Annotated in this window: 20 protein-coding genes and 2 tRNA genes (1 of these 22 cut by a window edge); 8 read left to right on the top strand and 14 right to left on the bottom strand. The window is 43.9% G+C overall.

Annotation, left to right across the window (positions count from 1 at the left end):
- From RTP55_RS03520 to leuS, 7 genes are all read right to left on the bottom strand, one after another.
- Positions 1–55: transfer RNA gene (locus RTP55_RS03520), tRNA-Lys, on the bottom strand (it extends 121 nt beyond the left edge of the window).
- Between the two features lie 95 nt (positions 56–150).
- A tRNA-Lys gene (locus RTP55_RS03515) sits at positions 151–226 on the bottom strand.
- Positions 227–482: 256 nt separating this feature from the next.
- Positions 483–2,465 carry a MacB family efflux pump subunit gene (locus tag RTP55_RS03510; protein WP_312116416.1) on the bottom strand — a complete coding sequence of 661 codons (1,983 nt, stop codon included), beginning with the start codon at positions 2,463–2,465 and terminating at the stop codon, positions 483–485.
- A gap of 96 nt (positions 2,466–2,561) precedes the next feature.
- Positions 2,562–3,872 (bottom strand): efflux RND transporter periplasmic adaptor subunit, encoded by a 1,311-nt coding sequence (locus tag RTP55_RS03505; protein ID WP_159375030.1) that lies wholly within the window; start codon positions 3,870–3,872, stop codon positions 2,562–2,564.
- A gap of 300 nt (positions 3,873–4,172) precedes the next feature.
- On the bottom strand, positions 4,173–5,192 hold the full coding sequence (gene holA, locus RTP55_RS03500) for a DNA polymerase III subunit delta (protein WP_312384244.1): 1,020 nt from the start codon (positions 5,190–5,192) through the stop codon (positions 4,173–4,175).
- 41 nt (positions 5,193–5,233) lie between these two features.
- Positions 5,234–5,800: an LPS-assembly lipoprotein LptE gene (locus tag RTP55_RS03495; RefSeq protein ID WP_309596997.1), complete on the bottom strand. Its 567-nt coding sequence runs from the start codon at positions 5,798–5,800 to the stop codon at positions 5,234–5,236.
- Positions 5,801–5,931: 131 nt separating this feature from the next.
- Positions 5,932–8,592: a leucine--tRNA ligase gene (gene leuS / locus RTP55_RS03490; protein ID WP_312384239.1), complete on the bottom strand. Its 2,661-nt coding sequence runs from the start codon at positions 8,590–8,592 to the stop codon at positions 5,932–5,934.
- A gap of 95 nt (positions 8,593–8,687) precedes the next feature.
- On the opposite strand from leuS, the gene RTP55_RS03485 reads away from it, so the two are divergent.
- Complete coding sequence (locus RTP55_RS03485; protein WP_219332123.1) at positions 8,688–9,041, top strand: Spx/MgsR family RNA polymerase-binding regulatory protein; 354 nt, start codon at positions 8,688–8,690, stop codon at positions 9,039–9,041.
- 84 nt (positions 9,042–9,125) lie between these two features.
- Here the strand turns inward: RTP55_RS03485 and ccoP are convergent, their stop codons facing one another.
- From ccoP to ccoN, 4 genes are read right to left on the bottom strand one after another with little or no spacing between them, the layout of a single operon-like run.
- A complete protein-coding gene (gene ccoP / locus RTP55_RS03480) occupies positions 9,126–10,304 on the bottom strand; it encodes a cytochrome-c oxidase, cbb3-type subunit III (protein WP_312384236.1) in 1,179 nt (392 codons plus the stop codon).
- Positions 10,301–10,474: a cbb3-type cytochrome oxidase subunit 3 gene (locus tag RTP55_RS03475; protein ID WP_050325699.1), complete on the bottom strand. Its 174-nt coding sequence runs from the start codon at positions 10,472–10,474 to the stop codon at positions 10,301–10,303. Before RTP55_RS03475 ends, ccoP begins: the two co-directional genes overlap by 4 nt.
- Positions 10,474–11,091: a cytochrome-c oxidase, cbb3-type subunit II gene (gene ccoO / locus RTP55_RS03470; RefSeq protein WP_065252990.1), complete on the bottom strand. Its 618-nt coding sequence runs from the start codon at positions 11,089–11,091 to the stop codon at positions 10,474–10,476. Before ccoO ends, RTP55_RS03475 begins: the two co-directional genes overlap by 1 nt.
- Positions 11,092–11,101: 10 nt before the next feature.
- Entirely contained in the window at positions 11,102–12,574 is a 1,473-nt protein-coding gene (ccoN, locus tag RTP55_RS03465; protein ID WP_203172121.1) for a cytochrome-c oxidase, cbb3-type subunit I, read from the bottom strand.
- A gap of 523 nt (positions 12,575–13,097) precedes the next feature.
- Here ccoN and RTP55_RS03460 point away from each other — a divergent pair.
- Complete coding sequence (locus RTP55_RS03460) at positions 13,098–13,487, top strand: SCP2 sterol-binding domain-containing protein (RefSeq protein ID WP_036597947.1); 390 nt, start codon at positions 13,098–13,100, stop codon at positions 13,485–13,487.
- A 52-nt stretch (positions 13,488–13,539) separates the two neighbouring features.
- Here the strand turns inward: RTP55_RS03460 and RTP55_RS03455 are convergent, their stop codons facing one another.
- Together RTP55_RS03455 and RTP55_RS03450 are read right to left on the bottom strand one after the other, a co-directional pair.
- Positions 13,540–13,803, bottom strand: a complete 264-nt coding sequence (locus RTP55_RS03455; protein ID WP_312116404.1) for a hypothetical protein — start codon at positions 13,801–13,803, stop codon at positions 13,540–13,542.
- Between the two features lie 272 nt (positions 13,804–14,075).
- Complete coding sequence (locus tag RTP55_RS03450; protein ID WP_312384232.1) at positions 14,076–15,053, bottom strand: hypothetical protein; 978 nt, start codon at positions 15,051–15,053, stop codon at positions 14,076–14,078.
- Between the two features lie 479 nt (positions 15,054–15,532).
- On the opposite strand from RTP55_RS03450, the gene RTP55_RS03445 reads away from it, so the two are divergent.
- On the top strand, positions 15,533–16,768 hold the full coding sequence (locus tag RTP55_RS03445) for a lipoprotein-releasing ABC transporter permease subunit (RefSeq protein WP_065252986.1): 1,236 nt from the start codon (positions 15,533–15,535) through the stop codon (positions 16,766–16,768).
- A gap of 9 nt (positions 16,769–16,777) precedes the next feature.
- Complete coding sequence (gene lolD / locus RTP55_RS03440; RefSeq protein WP_007115912.1) at positions 16,778–17,455, top strand: lipoprotein-releasing ABC transporter ATP-binding protein LolD; 678 nt, start codon at positions 16,778–16,780, stop codon at positions 17,453–17,455.
- Here the strand turns inward: lolD and RTP55_RS03435 are convergent.
- Positions 17,452–18,276: a YdcF family protein gene (locus RTP55_RS03435; RefSeq protein WP_312384230.1), complete on the bottom strand. Its 825-nt coding sequence runs from the start codon at positions 18,274–18,276 to the stop codon at positions 17,452–17,454. The genes lolD and RTP55_RS03435 overlap by 4 nt on opposite strands.
- Positions 18,277–18,378: 102 nt before the next feature.
- On the opposite strand from RTP55_RS03435, the gene RTP55_RS03430 reads away from it, so the two are divergent.
- From RTP55_RS03430 to RTP55_RS03415, 4 genes are all read left to right on the top strand, one after another.
- A complete protein-coding gene (locus RTP55_RS03430) occupies positions 18,379–21,258 on the top strand; it encodes a ComEC/Rec2 family competence protein (protein ID WP_312384227.1) in 2,880 nt (959 codons plus the stop codon).
- Between the two features lie 91 nt (positions 21,259–21,349).
- The gene (gene sppA, locus RTP55_RS03425; RefSeq protein ID WP_312384224.1) at positions 21,350–22,432 is read left to right on the top strand and encodes a signal peptide peptidase SppA; all 1,083 of its coding nucleotides are present in this window, start codon (positions 21,350–21,352) and stop codon (positions 22,430–22,432) included.
- A gap of 2 nt (positions 22,433–22,434) precedes the next feature.
- Positions 22,435–23,358, top strand: a complete 924-nt coding sequence (locus RTP55_RS03420; RefSeq protein ID WP_312384222.1) for an alpha/beta fold hydrolase — start codon at positions 22,435–22,437, stop codon at positions 23,356–23,358.
- 29 nt (positions 23,359–23,387) lie between these two features.
- Positions 23,388–24,122 carry a CPBP family intramembrane glutamic endopeptidase gene (locus tag RTP55_RS03415; RefSeq protein ID WP_312384220.1) on the top strand — a complete coding sequence of 245 codons (735 nt, stop codon included), beginning with the start codon at positions 23,388–23,390 and terminating at the stop codon, positions 24,120–24,122.
- Position 24,123 lies beyond the last annotated feature (1 nt).

Below are 24,123 nucleotides of genomic sequence, written 5' to 3'. Positions count from 1 at the left end.
AACGCGGGACCAATGGATTAAAAGTCCACTGCTCTACCAACTGAGCTAACGATCCTGAGAAGCGTTAAGAAAACGTCTGGGAGACGTTTTTAGCTTCGCAAGAGCAAATCTATGATTTGCTAAAGCATTAAAAAATTGCAAAGCAATATATGGTGGATCGTCCGCGACTCGAACGCGGGACCAATGGATTAAAAGTCCACTGCTCTACCAACTGAGCTAACGATCCAAAACTGTTAAGGCAATCAAAAACGATTTTTAACGTTTTTATTTTGGCTATTGCCGTTAAGTGAGTGCATATTATACGCATTAAATCTTGGTTTGCAAGCCTTTTTGCACAATTTTTTCAACCAAAGATTTGCATCAAGATAGCGGCTTAAATTCATCGACTTATCATACCTTTAACTTATCTAGCCTTGATTAAATAAATCTTGATTGGCTAGACGTGGATTAACTAGGTATTAATTAACTAGGTGATAAAACTTTTATTCACCACCTGATAAGGCATCGACAGGATTGAGTCTCGCGGCATTGCGCGCGGGAATAAACCCAAAAACCACACCAATGAGAGTGGAACACACCACAGCCGCTACAATGGAGGTGGTTGAATACACCACTTGGAAATTACCCCCTGCAAATTTGTTAATTAAAGCGCCGATACCAAACGCTAGACTAATACCTAAAATCCCGCCCAAGATACACACCAAAATCGCTTCTATCAAAAACTGCTGCATGATATCAGATTGCCTTGCACCCACTGCCATACGCACACCAATTTCACTGGTGCGCTCGGTGACTGAGACGAGCATGATATTCATGACGCCAATCCCCCCCACAATCAAAGAAATAATAGCTATCGACGAAACCAGTAATGTCATCGTGCCTGTGGTGGATTCAATCGTCTGACGGATTGAATCAGAGTTTTGAATACGAAAGTCATCGGTGCCGTGTCGCTGCTCTATCAAATCAGAAACAGCTTGCTCAGCGGCACTAGACGAGATAGTATTTTTTAGTAGCACAATAAAACTATCTACATGACTGGTGCCAACCATTCTACGCATCACAGTGGTATAAGGCATATACAGGGTAGGGGTGTCTGAACTTGGACCAAAAGCTTGTTCAGATGGCTGCAATACACCGATGACGCGAGCGGGCACACTACCCACCAACATCACTTCACCAATGGGGTCGCTGACATTGCCAAAAAAGGCGGTTTTTGCATTATTATCAATAATCACATCTTGGGTCATCGAGGTGATACTATTGTCATTAAAAGTTTGCCCAAGCGCGAGTTTTTCGCCTTTCACCGTTAGATAATCTTTGCCCACGCCACTGACATTCACAGAAGCTTCTGTTTCACGGTAACGGGCGGTGGCGGTATTGCTGCTGACTTGTGGACTGACGCTTTGCACATAAGGTTGTTCTGCGACAGCATTGGCATCGGCATCTGTTAAATTATTATCATGGTATTTACGGCGAGGGTCACCAAATTTATAGCCATCTCGTACGGTTAAAGTATTGGTGCCTAAGGAGCTGATATCATTGAGAATTTTTTGTTGAGAACCTTGTCCTAGACCCACTACCGATACCACAGAGGCAATACCAATGATAATACCTAGCATGGTTAACAATGTCCGCATTTTATGGGCTTTCATCGCCAAAACAGACATCTTAAAGGCTTCAGATAAGCGGTCTAAAAACGCGGTAACACCAGACTTTTTGGCAAAATTTAGGTGTTGAACCGCTTTGGTTTTATCAAATCTATTGTCGGTATAATAATCTTTAAGAATCTGTCCGTCTTTGATTTCAATCACGCGTTCGGCTTGGGCAGCGATAGAAGGATCGTGGGTCACCATAATGATGGTATGACCTTGGCTATTTAGATTTCTCAAAATTGCCATCACGTCTTTGCCCGATTGGCTATCTAATGCCCCAGTCGGTTCATCAGCCAGGATAATGTCGCCACCATTCATTAACGCACGAGCAATAGACACACGCTGTTGTTGACCACCGGAGAGTTGGCTTGGGCGATTTTGGGTTTTTGCCGCAAGCCCTAAGTCGTCTAATAATTGAGTGGCGCGCGCTTCACGTTGCCGCACCGGCATCCCTGCATACACAGCGGGGACGGCGACATTGTCTTGGGCATTGATGTCACCGAGTAAATGATAGCGCTGAAAAATAAAGCCAAAATGCTCACGGCGAAGCTCGGCAAGTTCGTCTGCGCTGAGTTTGTCCACCGCTTTGCCATAGATGTGGTAACTGCCCGCAGTCGCCTGATCTAGGCAGCCTAAGATATTCATTAAGGTGGATTTACCCGAGCCTGATTGACCGATAATTGCGACCATTTCACCTTCATAAATGGTCAAGTCAATCCCATGTAAAACCCGAATTTTTTCATCACCTGCAGGGAATTCGCGGATTAAATCCTTCACTTCCATAATAGGTTGTTTGGTATCTTGCGTTATCATCAGCCGTGTGTCTCACAGTTAGCATGCGTCATAGGGTTAGCATGCGTCATAGGTTACAATCAACGTTTACAATCTAGGGTTATCATCTACCAATTATTACATCATCGGTGGACGACCATTATTTTTAGACGATGAACTTGATTTACTTGCCGTTGCTTGACCCACAACCACCTTATCCCCTTGGTTGACGCCGCTAAGAATTTGGGTGGTAATACGATTGGTGACACCTGTTTTGACCGCTTGTTTTTTGGTAGTACCGTCGGCTTGTACGACTTCAACATAACTGCCTATTTTTGGGTCGGTTTTGATTGCCGCAGCGGGTACGCTAAGCACATTACTGACTTTATTTTCAACAATATAGACTTGCGCTGTCATGTTGATACGTAGCGCGCCATCGGGATTGGGGACAGTAAAATAACCAATGTAATAAATCGCTGAATCCGTTGACGTTGATGAATCACTGGCGGTAGTGCCATCGGGCGCAGGTCCAATGGTCGACAGTGTGGCTTGGTATTTCTTATCTGGGCGTCCAATGATATTGAAATAAACAGGCAACCCTACTTTTAGGTTAACGACATCGGCTTCTGATATTTTGGCTTTCACGCGCACACTGCTCAAATCTGCCAATGTCACAATGGTGGGGGCTGATTGATTGGCGTTTACTGTTTGCCCTTGTTTGGTGGTGATAGAAATCACCGTGCCTGACATTGGGGCAACAATTTGGCTATATCCAAGATTTTTTTCAGCCGTATTGACGTCCGTTTGCGATTTTTTTATGGTTTGTTGTGCACTAACAATATCGGCTTGCGATGAGGCAATATTTGCTTGGGCAGTCGCAATCGCTTCTTTGGCACTGTCTACATTGGCTTGCGCTGTTTTGACAGCGGTACCCGCTTGCTCCAGCTCTTGTTTGGAGATGGCATTCATGGCAAGCAAGGATTTTAGGCGATTGTATTCTGTTTGCGATTGTTGCAAGGTTGCTATTTTACCTTTCAAGTCGGCTCGCGCTGTGGCAAGCGCGGCTTGTTTGGTCTGATAGGCGGACTTGGTACTTTCCAAATTCGCTTTGCTTTGCTGTAAAGTAGCCTGCTGCGTGGTTAAGGTATTTTGCAGGGTAACTGGGTCAATTTGAGCAATAACATCGCCTTTTTTGACCGTATCACCAACCTCGACATACAATTTTGTTACTTCCCCTGACACCTGAGCCCCCACATCCACTTGTTTAATGCCTTCAATTTTGCCCGTCGACATCACACTGTTTTCAATATCGCTACGTTCGACATTGGCGGTGATGTAATTGGGTTTTTGGGGTTTGGGTTTAAAGTACCAATAAGCTAACGCTGCCAGCGAAATAACGATCAAACTTAAGATTGCCCATTTGAGCCATTTTTTTTGGGTAGCGGTCATCGTGCCAAGCCTTATCAAGGGATAAACAATTGAAAAAAATTAAATAAATACAGCTTTTTAACAGGGAGCATTAAAAGCTAAATGAGAATAAATTGCAATAAAAATAGGTAAGTCGCAAGGATTTTTAATTATAACGACATAATCTTACTGGATTATAAAATAAATGTTATGAGTAAGAAAAATGCATTAAAAATTTGGGGATAGTGGATTGTACGGTGACTTGATGGGCGTGCTGTTCGAAAATCTGCAAAGGTTGCGAAGCATTTTTAAAAGCAACTTTAAAAGTAACTTTTAAAGCAACTAATGAAATAACGGTTGACCCGCTAGGCGAAAAGCGAGTTGGTAGAGCAGCTCCCAAGCAGGTTGTTGCACCAGACCTTTGATGGCTTGGTCGGCTTTGTACAGTGCATCCGACCAGTTTCGGGTGGCGTCATGGGAATGACGATGCAGGGCTTTACTATACAGCTGTTGCTTACTTTGCCAAATGCCGAGGCTTTGATAGCTTGCCCCTGATTGCAAGCTTAAAATATTGCGCATGTCTTTGGCTATCATCCATAACACCAAACTCTCTGGTTCTTCACTGGCTTTGAGTTGCTGTAAGATTTTTGCAACCTGCGCGATATCACCTGCCAACATGGCATCCGATAAATCAAAGGTGGTAAACATAGATTGACTCACCAACCCATCAAACAGCTGAGACTCATCGATGGTCACGAAATGGGTAGGAGGATTCGCATCTGTTGTAGCATAAAGATAGGAGAGTCGCCACAGACTTTGATAAGCCGCTAGCAAATTATGCTGAGTTTGTGCCATCAGTATCTGCCAAGCGGGTTTGGTGAGCTCGAGCCCAAAATCTTGGGCGTGTTGCTGTAGCAATTGTTCGCGTTGCTGCTCTTGATAAAGATGGCATTCGATGATGTGACCAAATTTGTCGCAAAGCGAAAAAAACGCACTGCTTTGGCTTTTTTTATCGTATTTATCACTGATAATGACTAAGCAATTGCTAGAATTGCTCGTCGCAAATTGCGCTAATTCTGCCAGCGCCTCTTTATCGGGTTTATGATTACCGTGAACGATAATGGCTTTATTGTCGTCAAACAGTGACATACTGCTTAGCTCTGCCAAAACCGCTTGCCATGATTTGGCGCTGGTAATATCCATGCGCGAAATTGCCATATTATGTTGCCGCCAATTGGGCGACATTTTTTCAATCAGCCACTGTGACAACAACTCTTCATGGCCATGCATTAGCCACACCCCAGTGGCGGGGTCTTGCCTATTTTTGAGATGTTGAAAGGCATTTAAAAAATTGTACTGCATCAGCGTATTATCAATTAGGTGTCAATTAGGTATCAATTAGGTTAGGGGGTAGTTGCGGTCGGCACTTTGGTGATTTTTGGAAGGCTCAGTGCGACATATTGGTCAGCAATACGCTGCGCCAGGTTGTCATACAACCATACTTTAATTTGCTCTGCTTGGGGATTGTCAGTGGCTACCACGCCTTGGTCATACTGATAGCTGCGCTGTACTTGAATCGTATTGGTCAGCGTGCGGGGTTGACCATTTTCAGTGGCGCGATAGCTCACCTCTGCGCTTAGTACCATACGAATTTCGGTCAAAATACCGCGTAGCTGGTAGTTTTGCAGGCGAATGTTTTTGACTTCAATACTGGCAGGCAAGGCGGTATTTGATTGGTTGGCTGCCTTGTTATCAATCACCCTATCTTGGGTGTTAATGCTCAGCTGGTCGAGTTGTTTTTTTAACGCATTTTTAACCGCATAGGCTTCTGGGCTATTGTGAAAAATCAGCTCAGTGGTCGGGATATTTTGTGACATGGGCGCGTCATACCCGCGCAAATGAAAACCACAGGCAGGTAGCTGCGTCAGTAACACACTGCTTAGGAAGATACGAAGAAATGGCTGATTCATATAGTTACCTGTCTGTTAGTTACCCATCTATGATTGTCGGTATTGCTTGTGATAACGCTTTATTATAAAGCGTCAAGATAAAGCTTTAAGGTCAAAAAGGGCTTAGGTTGCCAATAAGCCCTTATAATCAATTAGGCTTTTACCACAATATTAACCAGTTTATTGGGCACCACGATTTCTTTGACGATATCGCCGGTGATGAATTTAGCGACGCTGTCGAGTTGTTTCGCTTCGGCTTTTAACCAATCGCTGTCACTGTTTGGCGCCACATCCATTTGACCACGGATTTTGCCATTGACTTGCACCACCATGGTAATAGTGTCTTGTACCAAGGCTGAAGTATCAACGGTGGGATAGGTTAGCGTCATCACATCAATCCCTAACTCCTCAAGTAGGACTTCTGCCATATGCGGCGCGTACATGGTGAGCAAGGTCAATAATGTTATGAGTGCTTCATTGGCTACCGCCAAATCTCTGTCTGAATGAATGTCAAACGCGGTGAGTTCGTTCGACAATTCCATTAAAAATGACACAGGCGTATTGAGCGCCAAGTTTTTGCCAAACGCGTCATCTAATTTGCCGATAGTATCATGTGTTTTACGGCGTAGATTTTTAGCGGCTTTACTCAGCGACTGGGTGTCACTCACCGATAGCGTTGCTGCGGTTAAAGATTGTTGTGCCAATGTTTCGGCATGCTCGATGGTATAACGCCATACTTTTTTCAAAAAGTTATACGGACCTTTTAGTCCATCGTCAATCCATTCAAGCGTCTGGTCGACAGGCGCGGTAAACATGGTGTAAAGTCGAACTGTATCTGCGCCATATTGATCAATAGTCGCTTGCGGGTCGACACCATTGTTTTTTGACTTCGACATTTTTTCGATTTTGCCAATTTTGACTGGCTGACCATCGGCTTTTAAGGTCGCTTCGATGGGCTGACCTTTGTCGTTGTAGCGGATATCAACTTCTTCTGGAAAGTAATAGGATTTGCTACCATCGGCATTTTCGCGAAGATAAGTACCCGCCAAGACCATGCCTTGGGTGAGTAAATTGGCAAAGGGTTCATCTCCCTGCACCAAGCCTTCATCACGCATAAGTTTGTGGAAAAAACGCGCATACAGTAAGTGTAACACAGCGTGCTCAACACCGCCTACATATTGATCTACAGGTAGCCATTTATCGGCCGCGACTTTATTAATCATCCCATCGGTATAATTGGGTGAGGCAAAACGCGCGTAATACCAGCTTGATTCTACAAAAGTATCAAAGGTATCAGTTTCACGTTTGGCAGGCTTACCACAACATGGGCAGTTGACATCAGTAAATGAAGCGAGATTGTTGAGGGGATTGCCGCGTCCATCGGGCACTACATCTAAAGGTAATACCACAGGCAGCTGATTTTCAGGGACAGGTACTGTACCGCAGTCGGCACAGTTGATAACTGGAATTGGGCAACCCCAATAACGCTGACGAGATACCCCCCAATCGCGTAGCCGATAATTAATGGTTCTTTTACCCAAGCCTTTTGGCTCAAGTTGGGTTAAAATGTTGTCAAAGGCTTGTTTAAAATTTAAACCGTCTAACTCGCCCGAGTTAATAGCCACGCCATTTTGCTTATCGCCATACCAGTCTTGCCAAGTCGTCGCATCAAACTGTTGACCTTGCTTATGGTTTTCGTCCAGGTCAATCACTTGCTTAATAGGTAACTGGTATTTATTGGCAAATTCAAAGTCGCGTTCATCATGCGCAGGGACTGCCATGACAGCGCCAGAACCGTAGCTCATTAAGACGTAGTTAGCGACCCAAACAGGCACTTGCTCACCTGTCAACGGATGGGTGACAGTCAGACCCGTATCCATACCCATTTTTTCAGCTTTGGCTAAGTCTGCTTCGGCAACTGAGCCTTTTTTGCAGGCTTCAATAAAGCTTTGTAGGGCAGGATTTGTCGCAGCAGCGTGTTTTGCTAGTGGATGCTCAGCTGCCACCGATACATAAGTCACGCCCATTAAGGTATCTGGGCGGGTAGTAAATACATCTAAGGTTTTTTCTTCACCATTTAAGATATAGGGAAAATGAATTTCCATGCCTTCAGAGCGACCAATCCAGTTGCGCTGCATGGTAATTACTTGCTGCGGCCAATGACCTTCTAGCTTATCCAAATCATTTAACAGCTCGTCTGCATAGGCGGTGATATTAAAGTAGTACATGGGGATTTCGCGTTTTTCAATTAGCGCACCTGAGCGCCAACCGCGACCATCCACCACTTGCTCATTGGCAAGGACGGTATTATCAACAGGGTCCCAATTCACTGTTGAGAGTTTTTTGTATACCAAGCCTTTTTTGAACAGTTGTACAAATAGCCATTGCTCCCACTTGTAGTATTCGGGCGTACAAGTGGCAAATTCACGTGACCAGTCAATCGATAGTCCTAATGATTTGAGCTGTGCGCGCATGTTATCAATATTTGAAAACGTCCACGCAGCAGGGGCGACAGCGTTGGCAATCGCTGCATTTTCTGCAGGCATACCAAACGCATCCCAGCCCATTGGCTGCAATACTTCATAACCTTTTAACCGATAGTAACGGCTCAAAACATCACTAATCGTGTAGTTGCGCACGTGCCCCATATGCAGCTTGCCACTGGGGTAGGGAAACATAGATAGCAAATAACGTGATGGCTTATCTGATGCCGCGTTGTTTACTTGATAGCGATTTTGCTGTTCCCATTTTTGTTGTTGGGCGGGCTCAATCTCTTGGGGTTGGTATTGACTGGTTAAAGCTGAATTACTCATAATGGTCTGAATTTGTAGTATTTGAATGGGAAAATATATTAAGCCCCATAGCATAGCCTAAAACCGTAAAAATTGCGATAAAAAAAGGAGCCAATATGAGCATCACCATCTACGGTATCAAAAACTGTAGCACCATGAAAAAGGCGTTTGATAAATTAACTGCACTGGGTTTGGAGTATGAATTTTTTGACTACAAAAAACAGGCGATAAATAAATCGACATTAGCCAATTGGGTAAAGCGAGCAGGTATAGATAAGGTATTAAATACCAAAGGTACAACCTACCGCAACCTTAGCGATGCGCAAAAAGGCCAAATGAATCAAGATGTGGATGCTGCGTTAGATATGATGGTGGCTAAGCCAAGTATGATTAAGCGCCCGATTGTTGTCTCAGACAGTGAGTTAATCATTGGTTTTGATGAAACTGCCTTTGAAAAACTAGGCATGTAAAACTAGGCAAGTAAAGAGGGACAAGTCAATCGCCAATAAAAAAGCGAGTAACTAAAACTCGCTTTTTTAAGTGGCGGGTAAAAATTACTTTACCACACTAGCAACCGCAGATTTTACCGCATTTGCAGTTTCAACTGGGGTAGAGGCTGCACCACGTTCCTTATTGACGATAGTTTGTGGCGTCATCACAGAAGCGTCTTGTTTGTGATCGCTTAATGAATAAACATACGCCGCCAATAACATAATACGCTCGTTACCCAATTTGGTATCCCAATGTGGCATCACACCGGCACGGCCGTTACGTAACGTAGTACGAACCGTTTCACGGTCGCCACCATATAACCAAATGTCATCCGTAAGATTCACCGCACCGATATCATGGTTACCTTTACCATCTTTACCGTGACATACCGCACAGTTGGTATCAAAAATAGCCTTACCTTGATTAACCAAAGTTTGGTTCAACTGACCATTTTCTTTTGAACCATGACCGGGTGATAGTGATAGTACGTATTCAGCTGCGGCGCGAACACCATCTTCGCCAATCTGCGCTTTCCAAGCTGGCATACCACCGACGCGACCATGATTTAGGGTTAACAAGATTTTATCGGGTGTACCGCCATAAATCCAGTCATTGTCCGTCAAGTTTGGATAACCCGGCGCACCATGCGCTTGTGAGCCATGACACACTGAACAGTTTTGTAAGAACAAACGCTGACCAATTTTAATCGCTTGAGGATCTTGAGAGAGTTTTAGAACGGCAGGTGCCAGTCCTACAATACCTTTATCAATTTGCGATTTTAATTCGGCATTCGGTTCTGCATTTTTAGCTTGCTGCGCTTGTAATTTAGCAAGGCTGTCAATTTGCGCCGTTACTGCTTTGTCTTTTAAGATTTTATCATTGAACGTGCCAGTAAATACAGCATTATTGCGCTCAAGATCGGATGCTAATTCATTAGCACTGGTCCAAGGAACATCTTGACCATCTACTTTTACCGTAGTAATACCTTTCCATGAGCCTGGCATTACTGATGGGAACAATAGCATGTATAGTAGTGCCCAAGCTAATGAACCCCAAAAGATTACTAACCACCATTTTGGTAATGGACGGTCAAACTCTTGGATACCATCGTATTCATGGCCTGTAGTACCGTCATCCGACATTTTTGGGCGATAACCCAATACACCGACTAACCAGAACAAAATCCAAGCCCAACAAGCGATGGAAAATAGGGTTATCCAAAAACTCCAAAATCCACTCATTTTTTATCCTTATTGCGTTGTGATGCACCTGTTAGGTCTTCGTCATCTAACGCAAGTTTTGCATCTTCTTCAAATCGTTTGCGATTCTTTGGCGAGTAAGCCCACCAAACAATCGCAATAAAAGCGATAAACGCTGCGACCGTTGCGATACTGTGTAATGTGCCCAACATTAACGTTGACCTTTCATTGCAGTGCCCAGTTGTTGTAAATATGCAACAACAGCATCGAGCTCAGTTTTACCTTGTACCGCATCAGGTGCACCTGCAATATCAGCATCGCTATAAGGCACACCAAAATGGTCACGGAATAGACGCATTTTTGCTTGTACTTCTCCAGGGTTAACGTCATTTTTTGCTAACCAAGCAAATGATGGCATCACAGACTCAGGTACCAATGATTGTGGGTTAATCAAGTGTTCACGTTGCCAGTCATCAGAATAGCGTCCGCCGACACGCGCAAGATCAGGTCCAGTACGTTTGGACCCCCATAAGAAGGGATGATCCCAAGCGGATTCAGCTGCGCGCGAGTAAGGTCCATAGCGTTCCACTTCAGCCCGAAGAGGACGAACCATTTGGGTATGACAGACGTGACAGCCTTCACGAATATAAATATCACGACCTTCCATCTCAAGTGCGGTCCATGGCTTCATATTGGGCAAAGGTTGGTTAACTTCTTTGGTATAAATCAATGGCACGATTTCTACCAAAGTCGCAAAACTAATAGCTACAACGATTAGGATAAGTAGAAGACCCGTGTTTTTTTCAATAATTTCATGATTGAGTTGCATGAGTCTCTCCTTAAATCTGTTTTACGGTAGCAGTTTCTACTACAGGTGTAGTGGTATCCGCTACTTCAACAGTTTTAGTGCTTGGCATCGTGATAGTTTTGTAAACGTTGTAAGCCATGACTACCATACCTGTGACATACAATAAACCACCAAATGCACGACCAATGTAAGGATAGTGCGAGAACAAGACAGTATCAACGAAACTATATACCAGCGTTCCATCTGGATTTGTAGCACGCCACATCATACCTTGACCAATACCTGAAATCCAAAGCGATACGATGTAGAAAATAGTACCTGCCGTAGCCAGCCAAAAATGCGTGGTGATTAAATCAGTTGAATACATTTTTTGTTTGTTCCAAATACGTGGAATCAATACATATAATGAACCAACCGTAATCATACCAACCCAGCCTAACGCACCAGAATGCACGTGACCAACGGTCCAGTCAGTATTGTGGGATAACGCATTGACAGTTTTGATTGACATCATCGGACCTTCAAACGTTGACATCGCATAGAAGGACAGTGCAACAATCAAGAAACGAATAATAGGGTCTGTGCGAAGTTTATCCCAGCTGCCAGATAAGGTAAGTACACCATTAATCATACCGCCCCATGAAGGCGCAAATAAAATGATAGAAAATACCATCCCTAAAGACTGTGCCCAGTCAGGTAGTGCTGAATAATGAAGATGGTGACCACCCGCCCACATATAAGACGCAATTAACGCCCAAAAGTGGATAATAGATAAACGATAAGAGTAAATAGGACGACCGATCTGTACAGGCACAAAATAATACATCATACCTAAAAACGCGGCTGTTAAGTAAAAACCTACGGCGTTGTGACCATACCACCATTGCACCATAGCGTCAGTTGCACCGCCAAACAACGAATACGACTTCCAGAAGCTCACAGGGATTGCCATACTATTGACAATATGCAGTAACGCAATAGTCAAAATAAATGCCGCAAAGAACCAGTTAGCAACGTAGATATGCGAGGTTTTGCGTTTCAATAACGTACCAAAAAACACAATAGCATAAGATATCCACACCACGGCAATTAAAATATCAATGGGCCATTCAAGCTCAGCATATTCTTTCGCTGAGGTTAAACCCAAGGGTAGGGTAATAATTGCGCCAACAATAACAAGGTTCCATCCCCAAAAGGTGAACCAGGCTAGATAAGGTGCGAATAAACGCGTTTTACACGTTCTTTGAACGATATAATATGAAGTTGCGAATAACGCACAACCACCAAATGCAAAAATCACCGCGTTGGTGTGCAATGGACGCAAGTGGCTAAATGTTAGCCAAGGGATACCAAAATTGAGGGCAGGCCATGCCAATTGTGATGCAATGAACACCCCAATTGCCATACCGATAATACCATATACTACCGCCATGATTGAGAACAACTTAATGATGTCCACTTCATAATCATCGGTAATAGGTATTGCTGTGTTTTGTAAATTCATTCGATGATTTCCTTTACAGCCTATATTATCAACAAGTTTAAGCAGAAATCTCCTTTGTGCCTGTCAATAAAACTATCCGGTCAGATACGTTGGCGCTAGTTATTTTTTTATAAGATAGGCTAACTGTTTAGTGGCTAGTTTCACGATGAATTTTAAAGAAATTAGCGGCTAAATCTTGACGCAAAACAGTAAATTTACAAGCAGTAAAATAGGCTCAAACTCACGATTCTCACCAAGTATTGTAACTTAATCTTTGCTAAATATCATCTAATGTAACGTTCATAGCGCAAAAAAAAATTACATACCAACCATTATAATATGAAAAATAAAAAAAACCATGTAAATTGTGGGGATTTTTTTAACATCCTATACACTATCTAGTAACAATGCTAAAAATGGTTAACCGAGCGCCATTATCGTTGCTCTATAAATAGGTTTATTATGCGTCAGAGAATTGTCATTCATACAAAATCTCGGTAAGATGCACAAGTTCTAATACAACTAACGATAATGAGGATTTAAAATGGCTAAAATTTTAACACAAGAATGGTTTGATAAAGTTGACGAATTAACCAACAAAGCCGGTGACTTAAATCTACCACCCGCGATTAAAAATATGTCAATTAATTTACAAGTCACAGATAGCGACAATCAAGAAGTCAATGCCGCTTTTTATGATGGGACAATTCATCAGGGATTGAAAGATGGCGCTTTAACCACCTTAAAACTGGATGCCGATACCTTAAAAGCGATATTTTTAGATCGTGATATGAACCGTGCGATGGAAGCCTTTATGTCTGGCAAAATCCGTGTCGAAGGCGATATGGGACAATTAATGTCTATTCAAACTGCAAGCCCAAGCGCTGAGCAAAAACAGCTTTTCAAAGACATCTTAGCCAATACACAAGTATAACCAATACACAAGTATAATCGGGCTTATCAAATAATTTAGGATATTGCGAGCATTATCCGTGCGTTAAGCGAAATATCACTAACACCCCGAGCACAAAGAAAATCATCGATAATATTCGGTGATTTTTTTTATCGCGTGCTTGGGTGGGGTACAGTAGCAAACCTGTGGTATAAACCATCAGCCCATTGACTGGGCTAGTTTGAGTGGCTAAGGTGGTTTGAGCAGATAGTGGGAGTGGGCTGTGATTTACCAATCCAGTCTGGGCTTGGATAGCGTCTGAAGTAGAAACTGCGGATTTAGTCGACTGATTTGGCATGGGTCATCTTCCCAAAATAACTGATAGAACACTCATAAACGTTAGCGGATAATGTTAGGTAGGCTGTTGAGCCACTATAGGATTTATGACGTTGATTGATAAAAATTGATTAAAATCAAATTTAAAATAACGATAATATAAAATTGTAGTCAATTCAATGAATTAAATAAAATAACGCGCTAAATTTACATTTATTTACAAAATAACAAAGCCACTGTCATAGTGGGCAGTGGCTTCAAGAAAATTAATCAATAATCTTACAGGGGAAAGGCTTAAAACGCTCTATAATTGGTGGCTGCTTTTTTCTGGTTTTCCATAAAAATAGTCCCCTGTAGCCAAATATTGGCTTGAATATAATCGTTGACTTGAATGGTTGCATCGATGTTATCGGCATTGACCGCTAAACGAATAACGACAGGATTATCAAGGCTTTCACGTAATATCACCACATCAAGCAATACAAATTCAACCCCATTAAAGCTGGTAGTCTGTTTGCCAATAATTTGACCTTGGCACCACGCCTCATCTTGTTGCCCGATGGTTTCACCAAATAAATAAGCACACATATGACCGACATTGATTTCAATTGGCTCCAGCGGCAAGTCGTTTTCGCTAGGTTGCCAAGCGGCGATTTGGGCTTCAAGGTCTTTTGGGGCAACGTTATTATTTTTGGTCAAAATATCATTAAAAGCGCGGTGATAGCGAATCGCTTCAGGCTCATCAACCACAATGGTTTCTGAGCGGTTACTCAAGCTTACAGTGTAAGCAAATGCACTCAGATTGATTAAGTAGCGGTGATTTTTTTCATAGTTGTGCGCATTGATAGCATAATACTGGTCAAACACATACAGCACGGTATTGTCATCAGTTTTTAAGCGCAAAATCGCCTCTATCTGATTGTCACATTTATAGACACCTTCAATCGTGACCCATTGCCCATACGGACTATTGACACAAGGAAACGCATTAATCAAACGTTTGGGTGAGCGATTGCTATCAATTTCAATCACTTGATTGACATGAATTGGCTGATTACCCGATAGTAAAATATGCGAAGGCGTGGCGTTGGTAGCCTTTAGTGGGGTAGGCATGGTGGCAGTATCGATATGCGATTGCAACCAATTTGGGACGTCATCGGGAATATTGTTGGTAAAACATGACCAGTGATCTGCATGACCAACCACTTGATCACAGTTTAGACTAATCGTATTGGGGGCATTTGAAGAAGGGGGTTGGTGAGTATTGGTCATAAGACGTCCTTTAAGTAACAACAGGTTTATCAGTAACAACAGGCTTATACTGCAAACACACTGAATAAACTAAACAGCTGTCACGATATTTATCAAAATTTTAATGATTACATTATCAGCTATCAATAGGCTAATATCAGCCTTCAAATCATCCAGATTAAATTAACGAGTATCATCTATTAACCTATCTGTTAACAATGGATTAACCCTTGATTAAGCAGGGATGAAATTTAATTCTGCTATGTTAATGGGGACATGCAGAATTTTTTCACCTTATTTTGCTTAAAACATCCACAATTTATTGCGCAGTTATGTTTGATTCTGCGAATTTTTAGCAAAATTGCAAAAAAACTTTTGCCAAAATGGTAAAAAAGTGTGTCAGACTAACACGCTTTTAGCAGGCTTGAATAATGGTTTTGAAATAAGTTATTTCTTTGCCTGCTTGTATCATCAAAATAGTGATAATTTTTAGGAATGCTATGTTTCGACCGTTGGCTTTGTTTTTAGGATTACGGTATACCCGTGCTGAGCGAAGTAACCGATTTATTTCTTTTATTTCTTTGATTTCAATGGTGGGTTTGACGCTTGGCGTCGCTGTGCTCATTACCGTGTTATCGGTGATGAATGGCTTTGACCGCGAACTCAAGAGTCGTATTTTGGGCATGGTGCCGCAAGCCACCGTCACTGCCAGTGAAATTATCCCAAATTGGCAGACGCTGGCGCAAACGATTCAAAAAAACCCCAAAGTTGAAGCCGTCGCGCCTTTTATCCAATTACAGGGTATGCTCACCGCAAATGGACAAGTTGCTGGTATCATGGTGACAGGTATTGAGCCAAGCTATGAGAAAAAAGTCTCGATTATTCATCAGCATATGGAAAGTGGTAGTGTCGATAGTCTAAAAGCAGGTCAATTTGACATTGTGATTGGCAAGCAAATGGCGGATTCACTGGGGGTGAAACAAGGCGATATGGTCACCTTGGTGTTGCCAGAAGCTTCGCCATCGCCTGCTGGCGTGATTCCGCGTTTTAAGCGTTTTACCGTCACTGGGGTGTATGACATCAGCCCTGAAGTCAACAATATTATGGCATTCATCCCGATGAATGATGCGGCTACGCTATTGCGTCTGCCTGCGGGGGCGCAGGGTATTCGCATGAAGCTAAAGGATTTGTTTGCCGCACCACAAGTAGCTCAGCAAGCCGCGAGCCTTGCACCCAATATGCTCATGCCTAGTGACTGGACATCGACGCATGGGAATTTATTTGGTGCGATTCAAATGGAAAAAGCCATGGTGGGGTTATTGCTGTTTTTGATTATTTTGGTTGCTGCATTTAACATCGTCTCATCCTTGGTGATGCTGGTGACTGATAAAAAGGCGGACATTGCGATTTTAAAAACCTTCGGCGCCTCGCCTAAGCTCATAACCCAAGTGTTTATGGTGCAAGGATTGTTTATCGGGGTGATTGGTACCGTCGCGGGAACTATCTTGGGCGTGATTTTAGCGTTGACCGTGAGCGATGTGGTGGGCGGTATCAATAATTTATTTGGGTTACATTTATTTGATGCGTATTTTGTCAACTATTTACCTTCACAACTTGAATGGAAAGATGTATCCATCATCGTGGTAGCTTCTCTGGTAATAAGTTTTGTGGCAACCATTTACCCAGCACGCCGAGCAGCGAGTATCCAACCGGCTCAAACATTACGTTATGAATAGGAGTGAGCCATGACGGCGATTTTAACAGGAAACAATATCACCAAGACCTATCAAGATGGTAAAACCACCACGAATGTGCTCAATCATTTAGATATCAGTATTAACAGTGGCGAGCGCATCGCCATTGTTGGCACTAGTGGGTCGGGTAAAAGTACCTTGCTACATATCTTGGGTGGCTTAGATGTGCCGACCAGTGGGGAAGTTTGGTTACATGGGCAGCGCATCAATGATTTGAATGAAACCCAGCGCGGTGAGCTTCGTAACCAGCATTTGGGCTTTATTTATCAGTTTCATCATTTGTTGGCGGAGTTTACTGCCATTGAAAATGTGGCAATGCCGCTATTGATGCGAAAAGCAGTGCCAATCGCAGTAGCGCGTCAACAGTCTATTGAGTTACTGGAGAAAGTAGGGCTGGGGCATCGACTGACCCATCGCCCAGGCGAGCTGTCTGGGGGCGAACGTCAACGGGTGGCGATTGCTAGGGCACTGGTGACAAAGCCTTCATTGATACTGGCAGATGAGCCCACAGGGAACTTAGACTACGCCAATGCGCAGGCGGTGTTTGAAATTCTGTCAGAGCTACAAAAAGATTTTAATACGGCGCTGTTGATGGTCACCCATGACCGGCAATTGGCACAGTTGGCGGATAAACAATTAGCCTTACAAAATGGTACGTGGGTGGCTTAATACTCATCGAGTAGCCAACCGCTGATAAAGGCAAAGTATTCGCGAAACCACACATTTGGACGGATATACCAAGGAGTGTCAGACCCGACCACCTGTAAATTGGTATATCCTTGTCGTTTGCCAATAAGGCTTGCGCGTAAGGTGTGAAAATCACTGGTGACGGCGATTATCGGCTGATTTAAGGCAATCCCTTGCTGCGCTAAAATCGTTTTACTATTGACAAAATTAAGCTCGGTACTGGTGCTTTGTTCTTCAAGCGCAATATGCGCTAAGCTTATACCATAGGTGTCATGTAAATAATCCGCCATCGCTTTGGCTTCACTGACATCCTCCCCCGCATCAAAACCACCACTGGTTATCACAAGTGCGTTTGCAAAGCGCTTGATGACTTCAGATGCTTTATCTAAACGCAGTTTTACCGCATCGGTCGGCTTATTATCTTTTGTTCCGCCACCTAAGACAATAATCGCTTGCGCTGCTTTAGGATGGTTATCGGTGTTAAAGTGCTGTTTTAAATAGCTGACAAAGACACAAAAACTTATTAACCAGACAAAAAATAGTAGCCAAATCAGCTGCCATAGTTTTTTTAATGACGGCTGTGACGCCAAATAAAGTTGGATACGCTCCCAATATACCGCATGGCCTAAAAAAATTAGCCCGATGCCCAATGGCACTAGGGTGCCAATATGAAAAACACGATTGACCAGCAATAGCCCGCAGTCAATAACCAGTATTAATCCTGCAATCCCTAGACTGATTTGAATACTTTTTTTCCCTACGGCTGAGGTATTGTCATTGCCGCTAATCAATTGAGTCAACATCGATTAATAATTTCCAAAAATTGTTATTTGTTTTACTATATCGTTCATTCGATAATTGTAAGGGAAGTAGCGTGCTATCGCTATCTTTATCAAGGATGAAACATGATTTGGCTCATCACGGTTGCCAGTTTGTTGGGGTTTTTAGTTGTCAATACACTAGCAAACCAACCCTTGATGACAGGTTATGCGCTAACAAGTTATGAGATAGCCAGTTATGATGCAAAAATTTGGTATGTTTTATCAGTAGCCCTGTTGATAGCGCTGCTAATCAATGTAGGTTTATACCATGGCTGCAACCGTAAACAGCTAAGAAGAGCATCGCCAAACCCTGCATTCGCCTACCGTTTTGCCTTACCGTTATTATCAAGCTTTATCTTTTTGCTGACGCTCATGTTGAGCGCCAGTTATGGTTTATATCATTATAAGCTGTATCAAAACACGTTATTGCCCTCAGCGCTCACAGTGGATGCCATCGTTGAATCGCATCAGATCAGCGATACGCTGAGCCAAATAAGCCCATTATCAAATGATAATGCCCTAATTGGCAATGGTTTCATCAAACAAATCCTGCAAGTCCGCGTTGATGAGGGCAGCGATGCTGATGCATCGTCATCAACCCCCCGGCCACCGCTAACGGCACTGATTAGCGCTAACATCAAAGACAACCCTGATTGGGAAGCAACCTTGTCGCAGTTAAGACCTGGCATGCAGCTTAACGTAAAATTACAGCTTGAGCCCATTGCACAGCGTAAACCTACAAGCTTACCCAGCAATGCCAAACCGCTCATGCTAGGATTTGATGAAGCGCAATGGTTGAGACAGCGTGGGGTGCAAGCAAAGGGAGTGATCATCGGTATTGAAAAAACGAGCCTACGGGAATTTAACCCATCCCATGTCACAGACCGTATGGCTATTGCTATCGAACAATTGCGCTGGCAACTACGCCAAAAAATCCTCGCCAATTTGCATACAACCCTGCTGAAACAATCCACCGCTATAGTCACTTCTAAAAATACCGATATTGCCCAAACTGCTTTTCAAACTTCTGGTCAAAGTTCGGGTCAAACTTCTAGTCAGAGTTCCATTCAGAGCGCTATCCAAAGCCATGCAATCTTATTAGGACTGTTAACCGGTGATAAAAGCCTGATGGATAGCGACCTTAAGAATCGCTATCAAGTCACGGGGATTAGCCATTTATTGGCAATTTCAGGCCCGCATGTGCTGATGCTAGCTTCTATCGTATCTGTTTTTTTATTATGGCTCGTTAAGTGGCTTGCGCCGCAGTTGTTGGTCAAATTACCGAGTAGTTTATTGGTACTCTGGGTGAGTGTAGTGATGGCAGGGTTTTATGCGCTGCTGGTGGGTTTTGAAATACCTGCCCAGCGGACATTTTGGATGCTGTTACTGCTTACGCTGTCGAAACAGTTATTGGTTAATTTTTCTGCTTATCGGCTGCTGGCTTGGGTTGCGTTAGGCATGATTTGGCTAGAACCGACGGCAGTCGGGCAAGCAGGGTTTTGGTTGTCCTTTGTGGCGGTGGTTTTACTGTTAAAATTTAGCGAGACAATAGGGACAGTTAGCGCCATTGAAATTAAGGATGTTAGTCAGTTACTAGCGCCTACTGCACGCAGCGATGTGCTGAGTGGTTTTGTTAAAATCATCAGCCATCAATTCAAGACGTTACTAAAACTACAAATTTGGCTATTTGTTTGGATGCTGCCTATCGTGGTGTGGTTTTTTGGCAAAGTATCGGTTATTGGCATCTTGGTAAACTTGCTAGCCGTACCATTTTTAGGCTTAGTGATTGTACCTTTGGATATGTTGGCAGGCGTCGTTAGTTGGCTACCCGTGGTAGGGGATTGGCTAAGCCAAATCATTTGGTCGCTGCTAACAACCCTGCTCAATGTATTTCATCTTTTACTTAAGCAACTTATCGACATGGGTGTTGCCAAACAATCATTTTTCGCCTTGTCACAAACGCAGCTTGCCCTGTGCTTGTTAATTGCGCTACTGGGGTTGTTAAAAGGCTTGTTGCCTAGAATGCTGATGTTGCCACTGGCTATCTTGTTGATATTATTGCCACTGCAGCAGCGCAGCCTAAATAACAACAAGCCGACTCTAGCAGTTGGTGATAACCCTAAACTGGTGATTAGTTTATTAAAGAAAGGCGATGATAGCTGGCTGATTTTGTCCGATAACCAAATCAAAGCTGCGCAGGCGGATAAACCCAATTTTTTGAAAACCAAACCAGCTATCCGTAATGTTGCAGTTGATGAAGAAATCAGTTCGCTGTTGAACCGTGATATTTATCCGCTGTTGGCAAATCAGCAGGTTCACCGATTAACTGGCGTGATTAGTCAAACGCCCAGTGTTCGTGTCAATGAGCTGGTGCAACAACTGGCAACCCATGTACCTATTAAAGCCTACTGGCTGGCAGGGTATGATGTCGAACACAGCAGGCTTGATGTGACAGATAAGGCTGTATCTGCAAGTTTTCGTGCGATTACACCGAGGAGCTGCCAAACCGCCCAACGTTGGCAACAAGATGGCTTGGAAGTGACAGCGGTGTCGGGATGGCACTTGGATTTAGCCTTAACCGATGAGCAAAAGCTAGCGACCCAAACCTGTTATATTCACATTCGTTTCAAGCCACCAACTAGAAAGCCCTACGATGTACTGATGTTGGCAGGTAATAGCGATATCCCCATGCAAATGACTGAAAAATTATGCACGGTGTCGGCGACCCATTTACTGATTCAGCCCTATACGTTATCCATTAAACCATCGTGGCTAGCGTTGACTAAACCTTCCTTACTGCATGTGGTCACAGGCGCGTATAAGTCGCAAAAACTGGGCGAAGATAGCCAATTATCGCTGGCTAGTTGGTCAGTGGATAAGCCTGCAGACCACCCATTCGAAGTCCTGTATGCCGATCAAGTGGGCGCGGTAATTTACACGCTTACCCCAGATGATACGGACTGATACTTGACGATTTGGCTACAAGGCAGTGATTGTAATTTTGACCGCTTCCCCCTATCATGGGCGGTAAATTACCTATTGCTAAGGAACTTTTATGTCAGATAATTGGCCACCCGATCCCAACCAACCCTCACAGTCAAAGCCACCTGTTCAACCAAACCATGCACAAAACTTGCCACCCAATGCGCCATACGCAGGCAAAGAATGGCAATTGCTAGAAAAAACCCTGATGGCAAGCCTTGTGGAGCAGCGCCGTGCAAGACGCTGGGGTATTTTCTTTAAGCTTATCACCTTGGGGTATGTGCTACTATTTGGCGCGGTAGTGGCAAAAGGCTGTAGTGGCTCTGCCAAAAGTGGCATGAGTGATATCGATATGAGCAAACCGCATTTAGCCGTCGTCGATGTCAAAGGCGTTATCAGCAGCGACAATGAAGCCAATAGTCAAGCGGTGGGCGAAGCATTGACGGAAGCGTTTAACAACGACCAAGCGCAAGCGGTGGCGTTACGCATCAACTCACCGGGTGGTTCGCCTGTACAATCCGATGAAATCTGGCAAACCATGACCGAATTGAGAAAAGCCCATCCTAACAAAAAACTGTATGCCGTTATCGAAGATATGGGTGCTTCGGGCGCGTATTATATCGCATCTGCGGCAGATGAAATTTGGGTCAATCCCTCAAGCTTGGTCGGCTCAATTGGCGTGATTATGCCAAGCTACAATGTCCAAGGTTTGATGGATAAACTAGGCGTTAAAGATGGCACCATGACAGCCGGTGCGCACAAAGATATTTTAAGCATGAGCCGCCCGCTCTCCGAGTTTGAGCGCCAACATGTACAAGGTGTCCTTGATAACACCCACGCCCATTTTATCAATGCTGTCAAACAAGGTCGCGGCAATCGCCTCAAAAACCCTGACGCCAATCAGCTTTTTTCTGGGTTATTCTGGAGTGGTGAGCAAGCGATTAATCTCGGTTTGGCAGATAAAAAAGGCGGCATCAGCACCCTTGAGTCTCAGCTAAAACTAGACAATGTCGTGGAATATAACCCAGAAGACCCGGTGAAAAAAGTGTTGGGTAAATTTGCCAGCCAAATCGGCTATGGGTTTGGCGAAACGGTCTCCAAAGGCTTTGCTATCCAATTAACCCAAGCGGCTGCAAATGACAAAGGGATGCAATAGCCATGTCATCTGAGACGAGCCAGCATCCGTTAGCCAATGGTTTGCCCTCTGCGCCAACGCTAGCGACAGGCATAGAGGGGATAATAGCGATAGCAGAGGCAGGGCAAAAACCGCTGATACACTTTGCGCATGCCAATGGGATACCATCGCGAACCTATCAATCTCTGTTTGATTTGCTCAGTGATGAATTTGATATTGTCTATATCCCAGCGTTAGGCATTGACCCGCGTTATCCGGTTGACAATCATTGGCAAAAACTGACCCAACAAGTGATTGATAGCATCCAAGCGCACTTAAGCGCCCGCGGGCAAACCAAGGTCATCGGGCTAGGGCATTCGCTTGGTGCATTGTGCACGCTGCAAGCCAGCTATGAGGCGCCCGAGCTATTTAGCCAAGTGATTGCCTTAGACCCACCGCTCATTCATGGCTACTATTCGATGGCACTACATTGGGCAAAACGCTTTAGCCCACGGTTGGTAGATAGGCTCACGCCTGCAGGTCTATCAAGCCATCGCCGTGACACGTGGCCAAGCCGTGAAGTCGCCTACGAGCATCTGCGGCATAAGGCATTCTATCGATACTTTGATGAGCGCTGTTTTAATGATTTTATTCGTTATGGCTTGACTGATACGGCAGATGGCCAAGTGACGCTTACCATTCCAAAAGCGGTGGAAGTAGCGGTGTTTCGCACTAATCCCTCACTTTACTGGCAAAAACCTAACCATCCGCCGGCTGTCCCTGCCAAGCAAATAATTGGTAAAGATAGCTTGTTTTTCAAACGTGGGTTCCCTGCGCTGGTCAAACAGCGTATGGGCATTGATTTTGAAGTACATGAAGGGGGGCATATGTTCCCGTTAGAATACCCAGCCAGTACGGTTGAACGAATCAAAGCGCTTATTCGCTCAGTCAATCATGATATCCAGTAACAAAACCAACATCCATTCAAAGGTTTAATGTGCAAAATTTATCATTACAGCCTAGCACCCCCATCTACGATTTGCCAAAGACCATTGTGCTATCTATGGTGTTATTGGCGGTGTTTTTTGCCAGTCAATTGATCGGCGTGGTGTTGTTTGCACCGTGGGTGCTAAAAGATGCAGCAAATTTGGATATCGCTAAAAAAGTGTTGCAGGGCAGTGAAAACGGCACGTTAATGAGTCTATCGCTAGGCTTTACCTTAGCCATGGTGCTTGGCTGCGTTTATTTGTTTATCCGATTCAAAAACAGCCGTGTCAAAGATTATCTTGCCATGAAGCCCTTTACTTGGCATCAGTTGTTACAATGTAGCGCACTACTGATTGTGCTAAATGTTATCATCAATCTAATCACCGTCTGGCTGGGTCGCGACCCCATGATGTTTATGGACAATCTTGCTGAGTCCGCGCATCCACGCTGGCTGCTTGTGCTGGCGATGGTGGTATTTGCGCCGATCTATGAAGAAGTGATATTTCGTGGGTTTATGTGGACAGGGCTTGCCAGCTCAAAGCTTGGTATGTGGGGCGCCAGTGTGCTAACCAGTATTGTATTTGCGGTGATTCATATGCAATACGGTGTGGTCGAGTTGTTGGGGATTTTTTGTCTAGCGATGCTATTTAGCTATGGGCGTATCATGTCAGGGTCACTGTTATTGCCTGTGGTGTTGCATATGATGAATAATGGCTTGGCGATGGCGCAGTATTTATACGGCTAGT

It is taken from the genome of Moraxella sp. CTOTU47579, assembly GCF_032004885.1.
GTDB lineage: Bacteria > Pseudomonadota > Gammaproteobacteria > Pseudomonadales > Moraxellaceae > Faucicola > Faucicola tetraodonis.
The sequence above is the reverse complement of the archived record's forward strand: the minus strand, read 5'-3'. Positions and strand labels throughout refer to the sequence as shown.

Bases quoted from the DNA above. Each gene is read 5' to 3' on its own strand.
- RTP55_RS03510 (WP_312116416.1), bottom strand. From the start codon at position 2,465: ATGATAACGCAAGATACCAAACAACCTATTATGGAAGTGAAGGATTTA.
- RTP55_RS03505 (WP_159375030.1), bottom strand. From the start codon at position 3,872: ATGACCGCTACCCAAAAAAAATGGCTCAAATGGGCAATCTTAAGTTTG.
- holA (WP_312384244.1), bottom strand. From the start codon at position 5,192: ATGCAGTACAATTTTTTAAATGCCTTTCAACATCTCAAAAATAGGCAA.
- RTP55_RS03495 (WP_309596997.1), bottom strand. From the start codon at position 5,800: ATGAATCAGCCATTTCTTCGTATCTTCCTAAGCAGTGTGTTACTGACG.
- leuS (WP_312384239.1), bottom strand. From the start codon at position 8,592: ATGAGTAATTCAGCTTTAACCAGTCAATACCAACCCCAAGAGATTGAG.
- RTP55_RS03485 (WP_219332123.1), top strand. From the start codon at position 8,688: ATGAGCATCACCATCTACGGTATCAAAAACTGTAGCACCATGAAAAAG.
- ccoP (WP_312384236.1), bottom strand. From the start codon at position 10,304: ATGAGTGGATTTTGGAGTTTTTGGATAACCCTATTTTCCATCGCTTGT.
- RTP55_RS03475 (WP_050325699.1), bottom strand. From the start codon at position 10,474: ATGTTGGGCACATTACACAGTATCGCAACGGTCGCAGCGTTTATCGCT.
- ccoO (WP_065252990.1), bottom strand. From the start codon at position 11,091: ATGCAACTCAATCATGAAATTATTGAAAAAAACACGGGTCTTCTACTT.
- ccoN (WP_203172121.1), bottom strand. From the start codon at position 12,574: ATGAATTTACAAAACACAGCAATACCTATTACCGATGATTATGAAGTG.
- RTP55_RS03460 (WP_036597947.1), top strand. From the start codon at position 13,098: ATGGCTAAAATTTTAACACAAGAATGGTTTGATAAAGTTGACGAATTA.
- RTP55_RS03455 (WP_312116404.1), bottom strand. From the start codon at position 13,803: ATGCCAAATCAGTCGACTAAATCCGCAGTTTCTACTTCAGACGCTATC.
- RTP55_RS03450 (WP_312384232.1), bottom strand. From the start codon at position 15,053: ATGACCAATACTCACCAACCCCCTTCTTCAAATGCCCCCAATACGATT.
- RTP55_RS03445 (WP_065252986.1), top strand. From the start codon at position 15,533: ATGTTTCGACCGTTGGCTTTGTTTTTAGGATTACGGTATACCCGTGCT.
- lolD (WP_007115912.1), top strand. From the start codon at position 16,778: ATGACGGCGATTTTAACAGGAAACAATATCACCAAGACCTATCAAGAT.
- RTP55_RS03435 (WP_312384230.1), bottom strand. From the start codon at position 18,276: ATGTTGACTCAATTGATTAGCGGCAATGACAATACCTCAGCCGTAGGG.
- RTP55_RS03430 (WP_312384227.1), top strand. From the start codon at position 18,379: ATGATTTGGCTCATCACGGTTGCCAGTTTGTTGGGGTTTTTAGTTGTC.
- sppA (WP_312384224.1), top strand. From the start codon at position 21,350: ATGTCAGATAATTGGCCACCCGATCCCAACCAACCCTCACAGTCAAAG.
- RTP55_RS03420 (WP_312384222.1), top strand. From the start codon at position 22,435: ATGTCATCTGAGACGAGCCAGCATCCGTTAGCCAATGGTTTGCCCTCT.